This is a genomic window from Shinella sp. GW821-FHT10F02, assembly GCF_058809275.1.
Genome location: NZ_JBXASL010000010.1, coordinates 167,179 through 182,821, shown reverse-complemented (window position 1 = coordinate 182,821; position 15,643 = coordinate 167,179). Strand labels below are relative to the sequence as shown.

The 15,643-nt window shown below is 65.6% G+C and carries 15 protein-coding genes; 3 read left to right on the top strand and 12 right to left on the bottom strand.

Annotated features, from left to right (window positions below; all coding sequences use genetic code 11):
- Positions 1-25 precede the first annotated feature (25 nt).
- Positions 26-1,105, bottom strand: coding sequence for a quinolinate synthase NadA (gene nadA / locus AC1RWL_RS28165; RefSeq protein WP_256118795.1), 1,080 nt, complete (start codon positions 1,103-1,105; stop codon positions 26-28).
- 171 nt (positions 1,106-1,276) lie between these two features.
- Positions 1,277-2,512: an MFS transporter gene (locus AC1RWL_RS28160; RefSeq protein WP_435265164.1), complete on the bottom strand. Its 1,236-nt coding sequence runs from the start codon at positions 2,510-2,512 to the stop codon at positions 1,277-1,279.
- A gap of 300 nt (positions 2,513-2,812) precedes the next feature.
- Between AC1RWL_RS28160 and AC1RWL_RS28155 the strand changes: the two genes are divergently transcribed.
- Positions 2,813-3,805, top strand: coding sequence for a magnesium transporter CorA family protein (locus AC1RWL_RS28155; protein ID WP_435265163.1), 993 nt, complete (start codon positions 2,813-2,815; stop codon positions 3,803-3,805).
- 63 nt (positions 3,806-3,868) lie between these two features.
- On the opposite strand, the gene vapB is transcribed toward AC1RWL_RS28155, so the two are convergent.
- From vapB to recO, 6 genes are all read right to left on the bottom strand, one after another.
- Entirely contained in the window at positions 3,869-4,072 is a 204-nt protein-coding gene (gene vapB / locus AC1RWL_RS28150) for a type II toxin-antitoxin system VapB family antitoxin (protein WP_493096762.1), read from the bottom strand.
- Between the two features lie 81 nt (positions 4,073-4,153).
- Positions 4,154-4,999: an MOSC domain-containing protein gene (locus AC1RWL_RS28145; RefSeq protein WP_493096761.1), complete on the bottom strand. Its 846-nt coding sequence runs from the start codon at positions 4,997-4,999 to the stop codon at positions 4,154-4,156.
- A 78-nt stretch (positions 5,000-5,077) separates the two neighbouring features.
- On the bottom strand, positions 5,078-5,731 hold the full coding sequence (locus AC1RWL_RS28140) for an HD domain-containing protein (protein ID WP_493096760.1): 654 nt from the start codon (positions 5,729-5,731) through the stop codon (positions 5,078-5,080).
- Positions 5,732-5,767: 36 nt separating this feature from the next.
- Positions 5,768-8,602, bottom strand: coding sequence for a DUF2339 domain-containing protein (locus AC1RWL_RS28135; protein ID WP_493096759.1), 2,835 nt, complete (start codon positions 8,600-8,602; stop codon positions 5,768-5,770).
- A 97-nt stretch (positions 8,603-8,699) separates the two neighbouring features.
- Positions 8,700-9,209, bottom strand: a complete 510-nt coding sequence (locus AC1RWL_RS28130) for a PaaI family thioesterase (RefSeq protein WP_493096758.1) — start codon at positions 9,207-9,209, stop codon at positions 8,700-8,702.
- A complete protein-coding gene (gene recO, locus AC1RWL_RS28125) occupies positions 9,206-9,967 on the bottom strand; it encodes a DNA repair protein RecO (RefSeq protein WP_493096757.1) in 762 nt (253 codons plus the stop codon). Before recO ends, AC1RWL_RS28130 begins: the two co-directional genes overlap by 4 nt.
- A gap of 235 nt (positions 9,968-10,202) precedes the next feature.
- Between recO and AC1RWL_RS28120 the strand changes: the two genes are divergently transcribed.
- Positions 10,203-10,916, top strand: coding sequence for a L,D-transpeptidase (locus AC1RWL_RS28120; protein ID WP_493096756.1), 714 nt, complete (start codon positions 10,203-10,205; stop codon positions 10,914-10,916).
- A 3-nt stretch (positions 10,917-10,919) separates the two neighbouring features.
- On the opposite strand, the gene AC1RWL_RS28115 is transcribed toward AC1RWL_RS28120, so the two are convergent.
- Positions 10,920-11,282, bottom strand: a complete 363-nt coding sequence (locus AC1RWL_RS28115) for a hypothetical protein (protein ID WP_493096755.1) — start codon at positions 11,280-11,282, stop codon at positions 10,920-10,922.
- A 10-nt stretch (positions 11,283-11,292) separates the two neighbouring features.
- Positions 11,293-11,781 (bottom strand): SRPBCC domain-containing protein, encoded by a 489-nt coding sequence (locus AC1RWL_RS28110; protein WP_493096754.1) that lies wholly within the window; start codon positions 11,779-11,781, stop codon positions 11,293-11,295.
- A gap of 71 nt (positions 11,782-11,852) precedes the next feature.
- Between AC1RWL_RS28110 and AC1RWL_RS28105 the strand changes: the two genes are divergently transcribed.
- Positions 11,853-12,176: an ArsR/SmtB family transcription factor gene (locus tag AC1RWL_RS28105; RefSeq protein ID WP_256118783.1), complete on the top strand. Its 324-nt coding sequence runs from the start codon at positions 11,853-11,855 to the stop codon at positions 12,174-12,176.
- Positions 12,177-12,205: 29 nt separating this feature from the next.
- Here the strand turns inward: AC1RWL_RS28105 and bla are convergent, their stop codons facing one another.
- Both bla and AC1RWL_RS28095 read right to left on the bottom strand, forming a co-directional pair.
- Complete coding sequence (gene bla, locus AC1RWL_RS28100; protein ID WP_493096753.1) at positions 12,206-13,096, bottom strand: BKC/GPC family carbapenem-hydrolyzing class A beta-lactamase; 891 nt, start codon at positions 13,094-13,096, stop codon at positions 12,206-12,208.
- Between the two features lie 141 nt (positions 13,097-13,237).
- Positions 13,238-15,547, bottom strand: coding sequence for a Tex family protein (locus AC1RWL_RS28095; protein ID WP_493096752.1), 2,310 nt, complete (start codon positions 15,545-15,547; stop codon positions 13,238-13,240).
- Positions 15,548-15,643: the final 96 nt, after the last annotated feature.

The following is a 15,643-nucleotide window of genomic DNA, read 5'->3' as shown; positions in this document are numbered from 1 at the left end:
TTGGCTCCTCCAAACCGGAGGCGGCCTACTGCTTCAGGTTCACCATCCGCTCGACGGCGAGGCGGGCGCGATCGGCAATCGCCGGATCGACCAGCACCTCGTCCGTCATGGTCACCAGGCTGTCGAGGATCTTCGGCAGCGTGATGCGCTTCATGTGCGGACAGAGATTGCACGGCTTGACGAAATCGACGCCCGGCAGTTCCGCCTGGATGTTGGAGGCCATCGAGCATTCGGTGACGAGCAGCACGCGCGAGGGACGGTTGTCCTTGACGTAGTTGATCATGCCCGAGGTGGAGCCGGCGAAATCGCAGACGGCGATGACGTCGGGGTGGCATTCCGGGTGGCCGATGATCTCGATGCCGGGATGAGATTCCTTGTAGGAGAGCAATTCTGCCGCCGTGAAGCGCTCATGCACCTCGCAATGGCCCTTCCAGGTCAGGATCTTCTTGTTGGTCTGCTTGGCGACGTTCATCGCGAGATACTCGTCGGGAATGCAGAGCACGGTGTCGCTCTCCAGGCTCTCCACGACGGCGAGCACGTTGGACGAGGTGCAGCAGATGTCCGTCTCCGCCTTCACGTCGGCCGACGTGTTGACGTAGGTGACGACCGGCACGCCCGGGTAACGCTGCTTCAACAGGCGCACGTCCTCGCCGGTGATCGATTCCGACAGCGAGCAGCCGGCGCGCGAATCCGGGATGAGCACGGTCTTTTCCGGGTTCAGCAATTTCGACGTTTCCGCCATGAAGTGCACGCCGCACTGGATGATGATCTCGGCATCCACCTTGGTGGCATCGCGGGCGAGCTGCAGCGAATCGCCGACGATATCGGCGACGCAGTGGAAGATTTCCGGCGTCTGGTAATTGTGCGCGAGGATGACGGCGCCGCGCTCCTTCTTCAGCCGGTTGATGGCGGCGACATAGGGCGCATAGACCGGCCATTCGAAGGCGGGGATGAACTGTTTCACCTTCTCGTAGAGGTGCTCGGTCTCGCGCGCGATCTCGGGCGTGAAGGAAAGGTCGGGCTTTTCGAGCACGCCGAAGCGCTCCGCGGCGGTGAGCGGACGCGTTGCGCCGGCGGCTGCCGCATGCTGGGCCAGAACGGTCATGGAACCCTCCTTTTCCTCCGCCCCTTTCGGCGGAATGCTATTTTGCTCACTTTGAGCATAATAGCTTCAAAACAAAACCGGCATGGGCCGGTGATTCAGATTTAGAAACTTTTGTGACGGTTTGCAAGGAGCGCCGCCTGAAATCATTTCGGGCGGCGCAAGCATTCGGCATCAGGCGATCGCCGGGCGCAGGACGGCCTTTTCCTGGATCGGCCAGTGCACGATCGCCGCGAAGATGCCGAGCGCCACGCCGAGCCACCACACCGGATCATAGGTGCCGAACTGGTCGTAGAGATAGCCGCCCATCCACACGCCGAGGAACGAGCCGACCTGGTGCGACAGGAAGACGATGCCGCCCAGCAGGCCGAGATGCTTCGTGCCGAACATGATGGCGACGAGCGCATTGGTCGGCGGCACGGTGGAGAGCCAGAGCAGGCCCATGAGGATGGCGAAGATGATGACCGAGGCCGGCGATTTCGGCAGCAGGATGAAGGCGGACACCACGACGGAGCGGGCGATGTAGATATAGGCGAGGAAATACGGCTTCGAATAGCGCTGGCCGATGACGCCGGCGGCGAGCGAGCCGATGATGTTGAAAAAGCCGATCAGCGCCAGGGCAATCACCGCATACCGCGCGTCGATGCCTAGATCGCCGAGATAGGCCGGGAAATGCGCGGTGATGAACGCCACCTGGTAGCCGCAGACGAAGAAGCCGGCGACGAGCAGCAGGTAGCTGCGATGCCCGAGCGCTTCCTTCAGCGCCTCGCCGATCGTCTGCTTGTAATCGCTCGCGGCCGTGATGCCGGAGGAGGAATTGCCGCGCAGCGGAATGGCGATCAGCGGCACGAGGAGCATCAATATGCCGAGATAGACGAGGCTGTCCGACCAGCCATAGGCGCTGATCAACCCCTGCGACAGCGGCGCGAACAGGAACATGCCGGCAGAGCCCGCCGCCGTGCAGATGCCGAAGGCCATGGAGCGCTGTTCCGGCGTGACATTGCGCGCAAAGGCCGAGAGCAGGATGCCGAAGGAGCCGGACCCGACGCCGAGCCCCACCAGCACGCCGCCCCCGATATGCAGCCAGAGCGGCGAGGTGCCGAGCGACATCAGGAACAGGCCGAGCGCATAAAGAAGGCCCGACATCAGCAGAACGCGCCAGGTGCCGAACTTGTCGGCGATGGCGCCGAAGAACGGCTGGCTGACGCCCCAGGCAAGGTTCTGGAACGCCATGGCAAGCCCGAAGGTCGTGCGGTCCCAGCCGGTATCCTGCAGCATGGGAAGCTGGAAGAAACCCATCGCCGAGCGCGGGCCGAAGGTGAGGACCGCGATCAGCGAGCCGGCGATGATGATGAGCCAGGGCATGGGCCGGCTCGCGGCGCGGGCCGCAACGATGGATGGGGCGGACATGGGGCATCTCCGAAATCTGAGAGGGAAACCTATCGCCGGGCATGCATTAACAAAAGCGAATTTAATTGACCGAGCGATCAGCCGGATTGATGAAACAAACCGGTCCCGCCGGCGGCCGGATGTGCTTGACGGCGCTGCATTTTAGGCGCATGTGCCACGCAGGCGTCACAGGACGCCAACCAAACCCGGATAAGATCAATGGACCCCGACAGTCGACTATCGAGAGCGATCGCGCGACCATTCCGGTAAGAGGCTTCGGCTTCGCTCCGGATGGCGAGAATGCCCTCCAAGGAGCGAAACATGCTGCAGATCTATGCCCGCAAGGCTGACCGCTTTTGCCTGCGCGAAATTTCCAACCCCGCCATCGAGCAGGCGATCAACCCCGCCCTCTGGTATGACCTTCTGAACCCGACGACCGAAGAAGTGACGGACGTCGAGGCGGCCTTGCACATCACAATGCCGACGCGCGAGGAGATGGAGGACATCGAGCTGTCCGCCCGCCTCTACCAGGAGGACGGGGCCGCCTTTATGACCATGACGGCGCTCACCAATCTCGACGGCGACGAGCCGGCCAAGATGCCGGTGACCTTCATCCTGCGCGGACCGACGCTGGTGACGGTGCGCCATGCCGAGGCAAAACCCTTCGTCACCTTCTGCAATCGGGCACTGCGCGGCAACGGCCACAGCTACGAGACCGGCGAGGACGTCATGCTCGGCGTCATCGAGGCGGTGATCGACCGCATGGCGGATGTGCTGGAGCGGCTCGGCAACGAGATCGACGGCATTTCGCGCGAGGTCTTCCGCAGCAAGAAAGGCCCTTCCCGCAAGAAGACGCGCGACCTCGAAGCGCTGATCGAGCAGCTCGGCCGCAAGGGCGATTTCCTGAGCGGCGTGCGCGAAAGCCTCGTCAGCATCTCGCGCCTCGTCGCCTACCACGCGGCGCTGGAAAGCCCCTCGCGCCGGCCGTCGAAGGAAATCCGCCAACTCGTCAAGCTCGTGCAGCGCGACGCCGCCTCGCTGGGCGACCACGCCGCCTTTCTGTCGGGCAAGATCAACTTCCTGCTCGACGCGACACTCGGCCTGATCAATCTCGAGCAGAACCAGATCATCAAGATCTTCACCGTCGCCTCGGTCGTCTTCCTGCCGCCGACACTGGTCGCCTCGGCCTATGGCATGAACTTCGAACTGATGCCGGAGCTGCAATGGACCCTCGGCTATCCCTTCGCGATCGGCCTGATGATTTTTTCGGCGCTGATGCCGTTTTTGTATTTCAAGCGGCGCGGGTGGGTTTGAGAATAAACTCAAGGGCCGATTACAGCCAGTTTTCGGCCCTCAGGCCCGGCATGCTGCCGCGGCCTACGCTCGTTCGATCAGAAAATCGTCGCTGACCCGTGGTCCGTCTGTGAAAAGATCGTCCCACCTCTGGCCTTGCGGAACGATGACGCGGCTGCGACCGATCTGAAGAACATCGACCAGATGCACATCCTCCGGAAAGGCAACGGCCTCAGGAAGGCGAACGGTCTGGCTGCCATTGCTGGTGAAAACGGTTGAACTGGCCATACTCCGCTCCGTGATGATCAGCTATTCGAGATATACTAAATCCGGGACGCAAACGGCAAGGCGAGATGCTGTAGCCGGAACCTAAGCCCGGATCTTCATCGGCCACCGCTCCGCCCGCGTCTTCGTCACGCGCACCTCATCGCCCAGGCGAATTTCACCTTCGCCGCGCGGCACCGCATTCCAGCCGAAGAGCACGCCCGGCACGCGGCGGTCGGCGGACATGCGTTTTTCGGCGAGCCCCTGGATGGGGTTGCCGCCGATGCGTTCGCCGGTCATCTGGTCCTGCGTGGTCATGATGCAGCGGGCGCAGGGTTTGACGAAATCGAAGACGATGCCGTTGATCTCGATCGCCTCCCAGAAATCCTCGGCCCAGGGGTCGTCGCAGGTGACGAGGATGTTGGTGCGGAAGCGGTCCATGCCGACGGGCTCCTGGCCCTTGGCGGCAAGCGTCCGGTTGAGGTCGGCGAGCGAGCCGGTCGTGGTGACGAGGACGGGGAAACCGTCGGCAAAACCGACGGGCGCCGGGCTGCCGGCCCAGTCCTCGCCCTCGGCGCGCACGGCCAGCGCATCCATGTGCACGAGCTTGACGGGACGCGCGAACCAGTCGGAAAGCGTCTCGTTGACGGCCTCGTCGGCGACGGCGGCATTCACCGGGCTGTCCCAAATGGTCACGTCGATGCGGTCTTCCGGCTCGAAGCTCGCGAAGAGCTGGCGGCCTTCCATTTCGAGGTGGAGGCTTTCGCCGACCGCCGTCGCCTCGACGCGGGCGAGCGCCTGCAACTCGCGCTGGGTGATGAAGCGGCCGTCCGGCTCGACGATCATGAAGCGGCGGTCGCCCGCAAGCCCATCGAGGCGCACGGTCGCGCTTTCGACGGGGATGGCCCTGCCGCTCTTCAGCGGGTGAATGTTCAGACCTTCAATCTTCATGGCGGCGTCGTTCCTGAGGTTTTGAGTCAACGCTTTGGCGAACCGATTCAATCCGGTGTCACAAAAGCATGTTTTTCTTCAGATTTCATCCAGAAGCATGTCGCGGATCGTGCGCAGGCGCGCCGTGCGCTCGCCGGCCATCCGCGCGCCCGCCGCCGTCTGGAAACCATCCGCCAGCTTGAAGAGCTTGACCTCGAAATGATCGATGGCGAAGGCCTTGTCGTCCAGCGGGCGGTGTTCGGCGAGCGGGTCCAGGGGATCGTAAAGGCCGCTGCCCATGCGCCCGGCAATGTAGAAGCAGCGCGCAGCGCCCACCATGCCGATCGCATCGAGCCGGTCGGCATCCTGCACTATCTTCGCCTCCAGCGTTTCCGGCGCGATATTGGCGGAAAAGCTGTGCGTGAGGATGGCATGGCCGACCGCCGCCACGTCCGCGGCATTCCAGCCTTCGGTGGCAAGCAGGGCGGAGGCCTTTTCGGCCGCTAAGCGGGAGGCCTGCATGCGCAGCGGCGAATTCTTTTCCACCGCCACGCAATCGTGCAGCAGCACGGCCGCCGCCAGAAGCCGCCGGTCGCCGCCCTCCTCCGCCTGGATGCGCCGCGCGTTCTTCCACACGCGGATCAGGTGCGCGGCATCGTGCGAGCCGTCATCGGCGGCGAAGGCCTGCGGCAGCAGGCGCTCGGCGAGGTCCCCGAGGGGTGAAAAGGCGGCGGCGAGGCAGGTAAAGGACATGGGCGATCCGGTTTCGATTGCCCGAGACCTAGCCTGTCACGCCTCGGCGTTCAATTCCGCCTTTTCGCTGGTCCCGGACTTTCCGGAGAGGATTTTCTGGTAGAACAGCCCGATGCCGATCAGCACCGCGCCGAGCCCGATGAAGGAGAGCGCGCGCAGGATGCCTTCGAGGTTGGCCATGTCGATCAGGAAGACCTTGACCACAGCGATCAGCACGAGGCCGGCCGATGCGAGGCGGATGCTCTTCGAATCGAACTTCGAGCCGACGACGAGGAGCGCCACGCCGAGCAGCAGCCAGACGACGGAATAGGTATAGGTCTCCGGCTGGAGGAACCCCTTCCAGTCTGCAATGCCCTCGCCATGCCAGTAGCGGCGCACCGAAAGCGTGACCCAGGCGAAGGCGAGCGCCACGCCGGCCAGCGCCAGCATGATGACATAGGGCATCGGCCGCCGGTCGCGCGCATACCAGGCGAGGCCGCCATAGGCGATTCCGGGCAGCAGGTAGCCGACGAGCAGCAGGTCGACGAACGGCCATTTGCCGAGCAGTTCCCCGGTGAAATAGGGGTTGAGGCCGATGAAATGGGCGCTCGCGATGGAGAGCACCGAGAGCACGCCGACCGCCATGGAGCCATAGCGGAAGACGGGGCTCGGCGACTTGAGATCGAGCGACATCATGATCGCCGAAGCGCCGATGACCAAGAGCGTATAGGTCGCCTGCTCGCCGAGCGTCGGCACGGAACTGTCGAGCACGCCGCCATTCATGCCGTGGCGCACGAGGATCGCGGCGGTCAGGAGCAGGAAGAGGCTGGCCAGCGCCTGGAGGAGGTTGCGAATGCGCTCGCCCGGCCAGCGGCGCAGTTCGAAGGCGGAGAGTGCGAGAAGTGCTGCCGGAATACCATAGCCGGCGAGAAGCTGATTGAAGACCGGCGTCTTCGAAAGGTTTGCGGCGCCGACGATGGTCGGTTCCCAGGCGATGCGGCCGACGACGACCGCGGCGGCACCCGCCATCAGCCAGGGCAGCACCGGCCAGGCGCGGGCGCGCGTCGCGAAGACGGCCGCGGTGCCGAGAGCCGCCACGCCGAGCGTCGTGACGAGGCCGTCCGTCAGCGCGTGCAGCGCCAGAACAAGGAAGGCGAAGCCGCCGGCGGCAAGCGTCCATTGCGGAATGAACAGGCCGCCCTCCTCCGTCCGCTCGCGGGAAAAGGCTTCCGCCGCGGCGAAGAAGACGAGGCCGAGCAGGACGGCGAGGAGGCCGTGTTTCGCATCGAACGAGAGATTGCCGAAATTGAGGAAGCTGACCGCGAGCACGGCAAAGGGCACGGCCGGAGCAAGCAGGCTCCACAGCGCGCCGAAATGCGGCGAGCCCGCGATTCGCAGGCGCAATGCCGCGAGACCGACGGCGGCATAGGCCACCGCGAGAACCAGCAGCAAGTTGACGGGGGCAGCACCCAGGACCGGAATAGGCGTGGTGCCTTCCAGCGTCGGGGGTGCCAGCCCGCCGAACGTATCGATCAGCGCGCCGCCCGGCAGCGCGACCATCGTGGTGACACCGACGACAGCGCCGATTGCGGAGAAGATGGCGGGATAGATCGCCCAGCCGCGCAGGGCACCGAGCACCGCCAGCGCCATCACCAGGATGACGAAGCCGTAATCCGCATGGGTGATCGTCGGCACCCGGCTTGCGAGCACCAGCGCCGGGAAGACGACGGCGAGCGCGCCGGTCAGCGACACCGCGACGGCGGGCGGGGCGAGCAGTTTGTCGAAAGGATCGGCGGGCGCGGCACCGGCCGGTGCCGGCGTGTCGTCGAGCGCGATAGCGCCCGGCCAGATCAGGCCATGGCCGAGAACGAGCACCAGCAGGGCGGCAAGCACCGGCACCACGTCGACAGTTTCGGCCCCGGCCAGGTAGAGCAAGGCCCAGAGCGCCATGCCGCCATTGGCGAGCGCCGGCACGACCTGCCAGCCGCGGATGCGCGAGGCGGCGAAGGTGGCGAGCCAGGCGACGGAGAGGAAGCCGAAGAGGCTCCAAGCGCTCGGCTCGTCGGTCGAGACCAGCGCGGGCGTCAACATGGAGGCGAGCAGGCCGAGGCCGGCCAGCGCCTGGCCGTGCAGCAGCGACAGGCCGATCGTCGCGAAGGAGACGGCAGCGAGCAGCACGAAAGCCGCGACCGGACCGACATAGCCGTAGAACTCGTAGGAGACATAGGTGACGGCGAAGAGCGTGATGGCGCCGGCCGCCGTCAGCACGCCGGGGATCATGGCGTTCTGGAAGGCATTGGCGATCAGCGGCTGGGTGCGGCGGCGCACGAACTCGCCGATTGCCATCAGCACGAGGCCGAAGACCGCGGCGAGCGACAGGCGCACGGCCGGGCTGAGCAGCCCCGCCTCGATCGAATATTTGACCATGAAGATGCCGCCGAGCGCCAGCGCGATGCCGCCCACCCAGACGGCCCAGCGCGCACCGATGCGGCTTTCGAAACTTTCCTTCGGCTTGACCGGGGCCGCGACGGGCTGCGCGGCGACGGCTTCCTCCGCGGTTTCCCTGGCAGCCGCCGCCTCGGCGGGCATGCCGCCGAAGATCGCACGGCCCTTTTCGACTTCGTCCACCGTAACGGGCTTCGGGCCGGCCCAGGGGCCTGCAAACGGGGTTTCGGCCGGCTCTTCCGCCTCGCGCGCGGCTTCCGCCGTCTCCACGGAGGCCGCCTCGCCCGCCTCTTCCGCTGCCGGCACCGCCACTCCGCCGGCCTTCAGCGCCTCGACCTCACGCTTCAGCCGCATCACCTCGTCGCCGATCTTCTGGGCGGAGTTGCGGGAGGCGTTGAGGGTGTAGAGCGCCAGGCCGATGGCGACCAGGGATAGGATTTCCAGCATTGCAACTCCAGCACGGCACACTTCAGGGTGGCGACACTACCCGGTTTTTTCCAAACGCCAAACGGGGTTACGTTTCAGCGCGTTGATCTCTTCGCCGTCAGCGCGTCAAATTCTCGATCGGGAAGATGGCACAGGTTTCCGTGCCATGGGCGAGCAGCTTGCCCTTGCCGTTACGCAGCCACGCTTCGGAGGTGGCGATGGTGCGGCCGCGGTGGATGATTTTCCCCTCGCAGAACACTTCGCCCATGCCGGGCAGCACGGGGCGCACGAGGTTCAGCTTGAACTCGATCGTCGTATAGGCCTCGCCCGGCTTGATGACCGAAAAGACGGCGCAGCCGAGCGCGGAATCCATCACCGTCGCCGTCCAGCCGCCATGCACGGTGCCGAGCGGGTTGAGGTGATCGGCGGACGGCATGCCGGAAAAGACGACGCGGCCCTCCTCCACCTCGGTCATGCTGAAGGCGAGGGTCTTTGCCATGGGCGGCGCCGGCAGGTCGCCGGCGAGCATGGCCTGCAGCACCTTCAGGCCGCCGTCGCGCTTCACCACGTCGAAGGGCAGCGTGCCGACGCTGCCGACCGTCAGCCCCGGATAGATCTCGACCGTCATGCACTGGCCTCTTTCGGTTGCTCGTGTTTCGGCGTCAGCGCCTTCAGCGCCGCCTGCACGAAGCCCTCGCGGGCGTCGGCAAGCTCCAGCCCGCGCGGTTCGCAGACATGCCGGTTGAGGAAGTAGGCCGTCAGGCGGAAGCCGTCGGCAAGCGCCGTCACATCCGCCGCATGCCGGCTCTCGTCGCCGAGGAAGGCGGGCAGCGCCAGCATCTTGGCCGCCCAGGGCGCGCCGGCATCCCGCGAGACCGCGCGGCCGGATTTCGGCGAGACGTAACAGAGATCGTCGCGCGTGCCGGTCGCCGCGCATTCGAGCAGGTCGAGGCCGAAGCCGAGATCGTTCAACACGGCCAATTCGAAGCGCACGAAAAGCTCTCCGGCATCGGCCGGTTCGTGCAGGTTGTCGAGGATGACGGCGAGCGCCTCGTAGAGATGGGGATGCGGATCGCGCTCCGGCAGGAAGCGCAGCAGCGCCGCCATGGCCTGTACGCCATAGACGGCGGTCGCCGTCTCCATCAGCCGCCCGGCGCGCAGTTCCAGCGGCTCGATGCGGAACTCGCCGAGATGCTCGTCGAGCCGCGCCCGCCACGTCACCTCGACGGAATTGCCCGGCTGGAGCACCGGCTGCATGGTTCGCGACCGCCCGCCGCGCACCATGCCGAGGTGGCGCCCGCGCTCACGCGTCATCACCTCGACGATCACCGACGTCTCGCCATGGCGCCGAACGCCCAGAACGATGGCCTCATCACTCCATTGCATGCGCCAAGCCTTACGCCCTCGGCCGGTTGGGGGCAAGCGGGAGCGCATGTCCCGGCGCACCCTCGCGGCGGCACAAAACCTGCTGCGGCGGAACGACGCGTGGCCTTGCCGCCACACCTAAGCCCTTGCCACAGTTTCGCTTTCTTCTCGCCCTGCCGATGCCGGCTTTGGCTTCAAAGAACCGCGGCAAGGCCGACAGGCCAGCTTCGGAATCAAAAAGACAGGTGCCCAACTCATGTGTGTGTCTCCCCTCCGCGCCCTCGCCCTCCTGGCCCTCGCCGCCACGCTCGCCGGCTGCGCGACCACCGCCAAGCCGGTGAAAAAGGGGCCGGACCCGCTGCATGTGGCGATGTACGGGCCGCAGCCGGAGGAACGTTTTCCGCTGCCGGGCATGGATATCAGCCGGGTGAACCCGAAATATTTCCGCCAGCTCGTCGCCTACCAGACGGCGGAGCCGGCCGGCACGATCGTCATCGATACGCAGGACCGCTTCCTCTACCTCGTGCAGGATGGCGGTATGGCGCTGCGCTATGGCATCGGCGTCGGCAAGGCGGGCCTGGAATTCGAGGGCGGCGCGCGCATCGGCCGCAAGGCGGAATGGCCGCGCTGGACGCCGACGCAGAACATGATCGCGCGCGAGCCGGAGCGGAACCTGAAATGGGCGAGCGGCATGGAGCCGGGGCTGACCAATCCGCTCGGCCCGCGCGCGCTTTATCTCCACAAGGACGGCAAGGACACGCTCTTCCGCATCCACGGCACGTCCGAGCCGTGGTCGATCGGCAAGGCGGTGTCGAGCGGCTGCATCCGGCTGTTCAACCAGGATATCATCGACCTCTATGGCCGCGTGCCGACCGGAAGCCGCGTCGTGGTGCTCCAGCATCATGCGCCAGTGGACGAGACCATGCCGATGGCGGCCGCCGACGGACTGACGCCGCCGGCCGCGATTTGAGGCCTACCAGGCGTCCGGCTCGCGCACCATGTGCACGACATTGGCCGGGTTCATGACCCAGCCGCCGCGAAAGCCTTCGCCGAGATCCTCGATGGCGTCGCAGCGCACGACGCCGTTCTTTTCCAGATGGCCGAGCGCCACCTTGTGGTCCGGCGTGAAGAGTTCGAGCCAGACTTCCGCCTGGCTGTAGGTCGGTGCCTCGTCGATCCACAGCCGGTTCGGGCCGAGATGGAAGCCCGTGGCCGGCGCCTTGTCGTCAAACGGTTCGAGGCCGACGACGTCGCGGTAGAAGGCGATCGTCGCCTCGTACTGGTGCGACGGCACCTTCATGGCGATGTTGATGCCGCCCTTGATGTTTGCAGTCATGGTCTTCTCCTCAGGTGTAATCCTGCTGCTCGGCGGCGACGACGCCCTTGAGCTCGCTCGGGTAATAGCCCTCGCGCAGGTTGATGCCGTATTCGACATAGGCCTTCATGCAGGCGAGCATCTGCGACCAGCCCTCGCAATTCATGTAGGATGATTTCTGGCCGCGTTCGTTCTCGCGCCAGCCCGTCTCGGCGATGGTCACCATCGTGCCGCCGTCGTCCAGCGCCTTGAAGCGCATCTCGACGCGCGTCTTGTAGGGCTCCTCCCCTTCGTCCACCATGGCATCCCAGCGGAAGACGATGAGCGCATTCTCCTCGACCTTGTCGACGATGACCGGGGCCATGCCCCACCAGGTGACCGTCGTGCCTTCGACGAGCGGCGCGCTCGCGCCGCCGATGGTGGTGAAATAGCCGCTCAGCTTTTGCGGATTGACCACGGCGTCGAAGACGTCGGCGACCGGCTTGCCGATCCGCCCGTTCACGCGAAATTCCAGCGTCATGCCGTCCTCCTTCGGGGCGAAAGCGCCCTCCTCTGCTTGTGCCTGCTCAAAATATGTTATAAAAACATAACATGTCAAGCGAATCGAAAGAGGACGCCGTTTTCAAGGCGCTCGCCAACGGCAAACGCCGGCAGATGCTGGATGCGATCAAACACGCGCCGCTGACGACGGGCGCGCTGTGCGAAAAATTTCCGGAGATGGACCGCTGCACGGTCATGCAGCACCTGAAGGTGCTGGAAGAGGCTGACCTCGTGCTTCCACGCCGCGAGGGCCGCGAGCGCTGGAACCACCTCAATGCCCTGCCGATCCAGGCGATTCACGACCGCTGGATCAGCCAATATGCCGGCCACGCGATGAACGTGCTGTCGGCCCTGAAGGGCGAACTGGAGGGCTGAGGCGCCGCCGCATGGGCGGCGCCCTGCGGTCAGACGTCGACGGCGATGCGGCCGATCTCGGCGATGAGGGCGTTGCGTTCGTCGCCGGAAATGCCGGGGATTTCGCAGAACGCGCTGACGACGATGGCGCCGCGGTCCGGCGACCAGGCGACAGCCACGTCATTGGCATTGCCGGCCTTGTCGCCGTTCGTGCCGGTCTTGTCACCCGTCGTCCAGTCGGCCGGGAAACCGGCGCGCAGCCGCGTGTCACCCGTCTTGTTCATGACGAGCCAGGCGGCGAGCTGCGCCTTCGAGCGCGGCGAGAGGACATCGCCGAAGATCAGCTTGCGCAGCGTCTCGACCATGGCGACCGGGGTCGTGGTGTCGCGTTCGTCGTCCGGCGTTTCGCGATAGTTGAGCTCCGGCTCCGTGCGGTCGAGGCGGGTGATGTCGTCGCCGAACCCGCGCAGGAACTGCGTCACCGCCTTCGGCCCGCCGGAACCGGCCAGCAAGATGTTTGCAGCCGCATTGTCGCTGAGCGTGATGGTCGCCTCGCAAAGCTCCGCAACGGAAATGCTGCCGCCGACGCGCTTTTCCACCACCGGCGCATAGTCGACAAGGTCTGCCTTCTTGACGGTGATGCGCCGGTCGAGCGTCTCTTCTTCGCGATCGACGCGGGCCAGGATGTGCCCCGCCAGCAGCGCCTTGAAGGTGCTGCACATCAGGAAGCGCTCGTCCGTGCGATGGCCGAGCCGCGCGCCCGTCGCGAGATTAAGTATGGCAACGCCGATGCGTCCGCCATGGCGGGCCTCCAGCGCGGCAAGCCGCTTTTCCAGGCTGTCGCCCGTCGCCGCACCCGAGGCACCCGCCAGCAGGGACACCGCGGGAACGGCAAAGAGAGCGCCGGCAATCGCCTGCCGGCGTGAAAGGGTGATCGTCATGTTTCTGTCCTGTCTGTCGGCGCCGGGAGCGTGGTTACGCCCGCCCGGCCCGTTTGAGCCCGCCCATGCCGCGACTATGCGAAAGCGGGCGGGTCAAAACAAACGACGATTTCTGCCGGCAGCCATTAGGAAAATTTGGGCTTATTTCCGCTTCATCGCCTCGGCAAGCGCCGCGCCGAAGGCACCCTGCGACGGCGCCTGCTGCTTCGGTGCCGCCTGCGCGAATTTCGGCTTCATCTGTGCATTTTTATCGTTGCGGGACGCGTTGTCGCGCGGTGCCGGCTCGCCGCCCTCCTTGCGCATGGTCAGGCCGATGCGCTTGCGCGGCACGTCCACTTCGGTGACGCGCACCTTCACCACATCGCCCGCCTTCACCACATCGTGCGGATCCTTGACGAAGCGATCCGCCAGTTGCGAGACATGCACGAGGCCGTCCTGGTGCACGCCGATATCGATGAAGGCGCCGAAGGCGGCGACATTGGTCACCGTGCCTTCGAGCAGCATGCCGGGCTTCAGGTCCTTGATGTCATCGATGCCGTCGGCGAAGGTCGCGGTCTTGAATTCCGGGCGTGGGTCGCGGCCGGGCTTTTCCAGTTCGGCCAGAATGTCCTTCACGGTCGGCAGGCCGAAGCGCTCGTCGACGAAGACTTTCGGGTCGAGCTGCTTGAGGGCGGCGCTGTCGCCCATCAGCGTGCGCACGTCCCGGCCGCAGGCGGCGACGATCTTTTTCGCCACGCCATAGGCTTCCGGATGCACCGAGGAGGCATCGAGCGGTTCCTTGCCGTTCGGGATGCGGAGGAAGCCGGCGGCCTGTTCGAAAGTACGCGCGCCGAGGCGGGGGACCTTCATCAGCTCCTTGCGGCTTCCGAACGGGCCGTTGGCGTCACGATGCGCGACGATCGCCTCGGCCGACGATTTGCCGAGACCGGAAACGCGGGCGAGCAACGGGGCCGACGCCGTGTTGAGATCGACGCCGACGGCGTTCACCGCATCTTCCACCACGGCATCGAGCGACCGCGACAGCTTGCCCTGGTCGACATCGTGCTGGTACTGGCCGACGCCGATCGACTTTGGCTCGATCTTCACGAGTTCGGCAAGCGGATCCTGCAAACGCCGCGCGATGGAGACGGCACCGCGCAGCGAGACGTCGAGATTGGGGAATTCGGCGGCCGCCGTTTCCGAGGCGGAATAGACGGAGGCGCCGGCTTCCGAAACGATGACCTTGGTGGGTTTTGGCGCGGGCAACTGTGCCAAAAGATCGGCGACGAGTTTTTCGGTCTCGCGGCTGCCGGTGCCGTTGCCGATCGAGATCAGCTCCACCTTGTGCTTACGTATGAGCGAGGCGATTTCGGCCTGGGTGCCGCGCACGTCGTTTTTCGGCGGGAACGGATAGACGGTCGTCGTCTCCACCACCTTGCCGGTATTGTCCACGACCGCGACCTTGACGCCCGTGCGGATGCCCGGGTCGAGGCCCATCGTGGCGCGGGTGCCGGCGGGGGCGGCAAGGAGCAGGTCCTTGAGATTGCGGGCGAAAACGCGGATCGCCTCTTCTTCCGAGCGCTCGCGCATCTCGCGCATCAGGTCGAGCGACAACGACATGGAGAGCTTCACGCGCCAGGTCCAGCCGATCACCTCGGCGAGCCATTTGTCGCCGGGCTTCGTGCCGATGGCATAGAAGGAGGTGATGATGCGTTCGACGGGTTTGACCGGTTCGGTGTTGTCCTGGTCGACGACGATATCGACCGACAGGAACTCCTCGTTCCAGCCGCGCAGCATGGCGAGCGCGCGATGGCCCGGCACCGTCGCCCAGCGTTCGGTATGGTCGAAATAGTCGGAAAACTTCGCGCCGGCCTCCTGCTTGCCCTCGACGACGCGGGCGCGCAGGAAGGCGTTGCTCTTCATATATTCGCGCAGCCGCTTCAGCAGGTCGGCATTTTCCGTCAGTTGCTCGGCGACGATGTCGCGCGCGCCTTCCAGCGCCGTCTTCACGTCCGGCACCTCGGCGGAGAGGAACTTCGCCGCCAGTTCCGCCGGCACCAGCGCACGGTCCGCCAGAATCTGTTCGGCGAGTGGGCCGAGGCCGCGTTCGCGGGCGATCTCCGCCTTGGTGCGGCGCTTCGGCTTGTAGGGCAGGTAAATGTCTTCGAGTTCGGCCTTGGTCGTGACGGCGGCGATCTTGGCGGTCAGCTCGTCCGTCAGCTTGCCCTGCCCCGAGATCGATTCGAGGATCGAGGCGCGGCGGGCTTCCAGTTCGCGCAGATAGGTCAGCCGCTCAGCCAGCGTGCGCAACTGCGTGTCGTCGAGGCCGCCGGTCACTTCCTTGCGGTAGCGCGCGATGAAGGGCACCGTCGCGCCCTCGTCGAGCAGTCCCACGGCGGCGGAAACCTGCGCGGAGGTCGCCTTGATCTCGGCGGCGATCAGGTTCGCGATCTTGAGCGGTGTCGGGGCCATGGGGAACTCCTCTGGGTGGCGCGGGCGGCGACCATAGTGCGCCGGCCTCCGGCAGGCCACCGAAAGGCCCCGGACCGGCGGCCACGTCCACAATAT

Coding starts and splice junctions, on each gene's coding strand:
- AC1RWL_RS28130 (WP_493096758.1), bottom strand. CDS start 9,209: ATGACGGTCGAGATCTATCCGGGGCTGACGGTCGGCAGCGTCGGCACG.
- AC1RWL_RS28110 (WP_493096754.1), bottom strand. CDS start 11,781: ATGACGCTGGAATTTCGCGTGAACGGGCGGATCGGCAAGCCGGTCGCC.
- AC1RWL_RS28155 (WP_435265163.1), top strand. CDS start 2,813: ATGCTGCAGATCTATGCCCGCAAGGCTGACCGCTTTTGCCTGCGCGAA.
- AC1RWL_RS28145 (WP_493096761.1), bottom strand. CDS start 4,999: ATGAAGATTGAAGGTCTGAACATTCACCCGCTGAAGAGCGGCAGGGCC.
- AC1RWL_RS28105 (WP_256118783.1), top strand. CDS start 11,853: ATGTCAAGCGAATCGAAAGAGGACGCCGTTTTCAAGGCGCTCGCCAAC.
- AC1RWL_RS28115 (WP_493096755.1), bottom strand. CDS start 11,282: ATGACTGCAAACATCAAGGGCGGCATCAACATCGCCATGAAGGTGCCG.
- AC1RWL_RS28135 (WP_493096759.1), bottom strand. CDS start 8,602: ATGCTGGAAATCCTATCCCTGGTCGCCATCGGCCTGGCGCTCTACACC.
- AC1RWL_RS28120 (WP_493096756.1), top strand. CDS start 10,203: ATGTGTGTGTCTCCCCTCCGCGCCCTCGCCCTCCTGGCCCTCGCCGCC.
- AC1RWL_RS28140 (WP_493096760.1), bottom strand. CDS start 5,731: ATGTCCTTTACCTGCCTCGCCGCCGCCTTTTCACCCCTCGGGGACCTC.
- AC1RWL_RS28160 (WP_435265164.1), bottom strand. CDS start 2,512: ATGTCCGCCCCATCCATCGTTGCGGCCCGCGCCGCGAGCCGGCCCATG.
- nadA (WP_256118795.1), bottom strand. CDS start 1,105: ATGACCGTTCTGGCCCAGCATGCGGCAGCCGCCGGCGCAACGCGTCCG.
- bla (WP_493096753.1), bottom strand. CDS start 13,096: ATGACGATCACCCTTTCACGCCGGCAGGCGATTGCCGGCGCTCTCTTT.
- vapB (WP_493096762.1), bottom strand. CDS start 4,072: ATGGCCAGTTCAACCGTTTTCACCAGCAATGGCAGCCAGACCGTTCGC.
- recO (WP_493096757.1), bottom strand. CDS start 9,967: ATGCAATGGAGTGATGAGGCCATCGTTCTGGGCGTTCGGCGCCATGGC.
- AC1RWL_RS28095 (WP_493096752.1), bottom strand. CDS start 15,547: ATGGCCCCGACACCGCTCAAGATCGCGAACCTGATCGCCGCCGAGATC.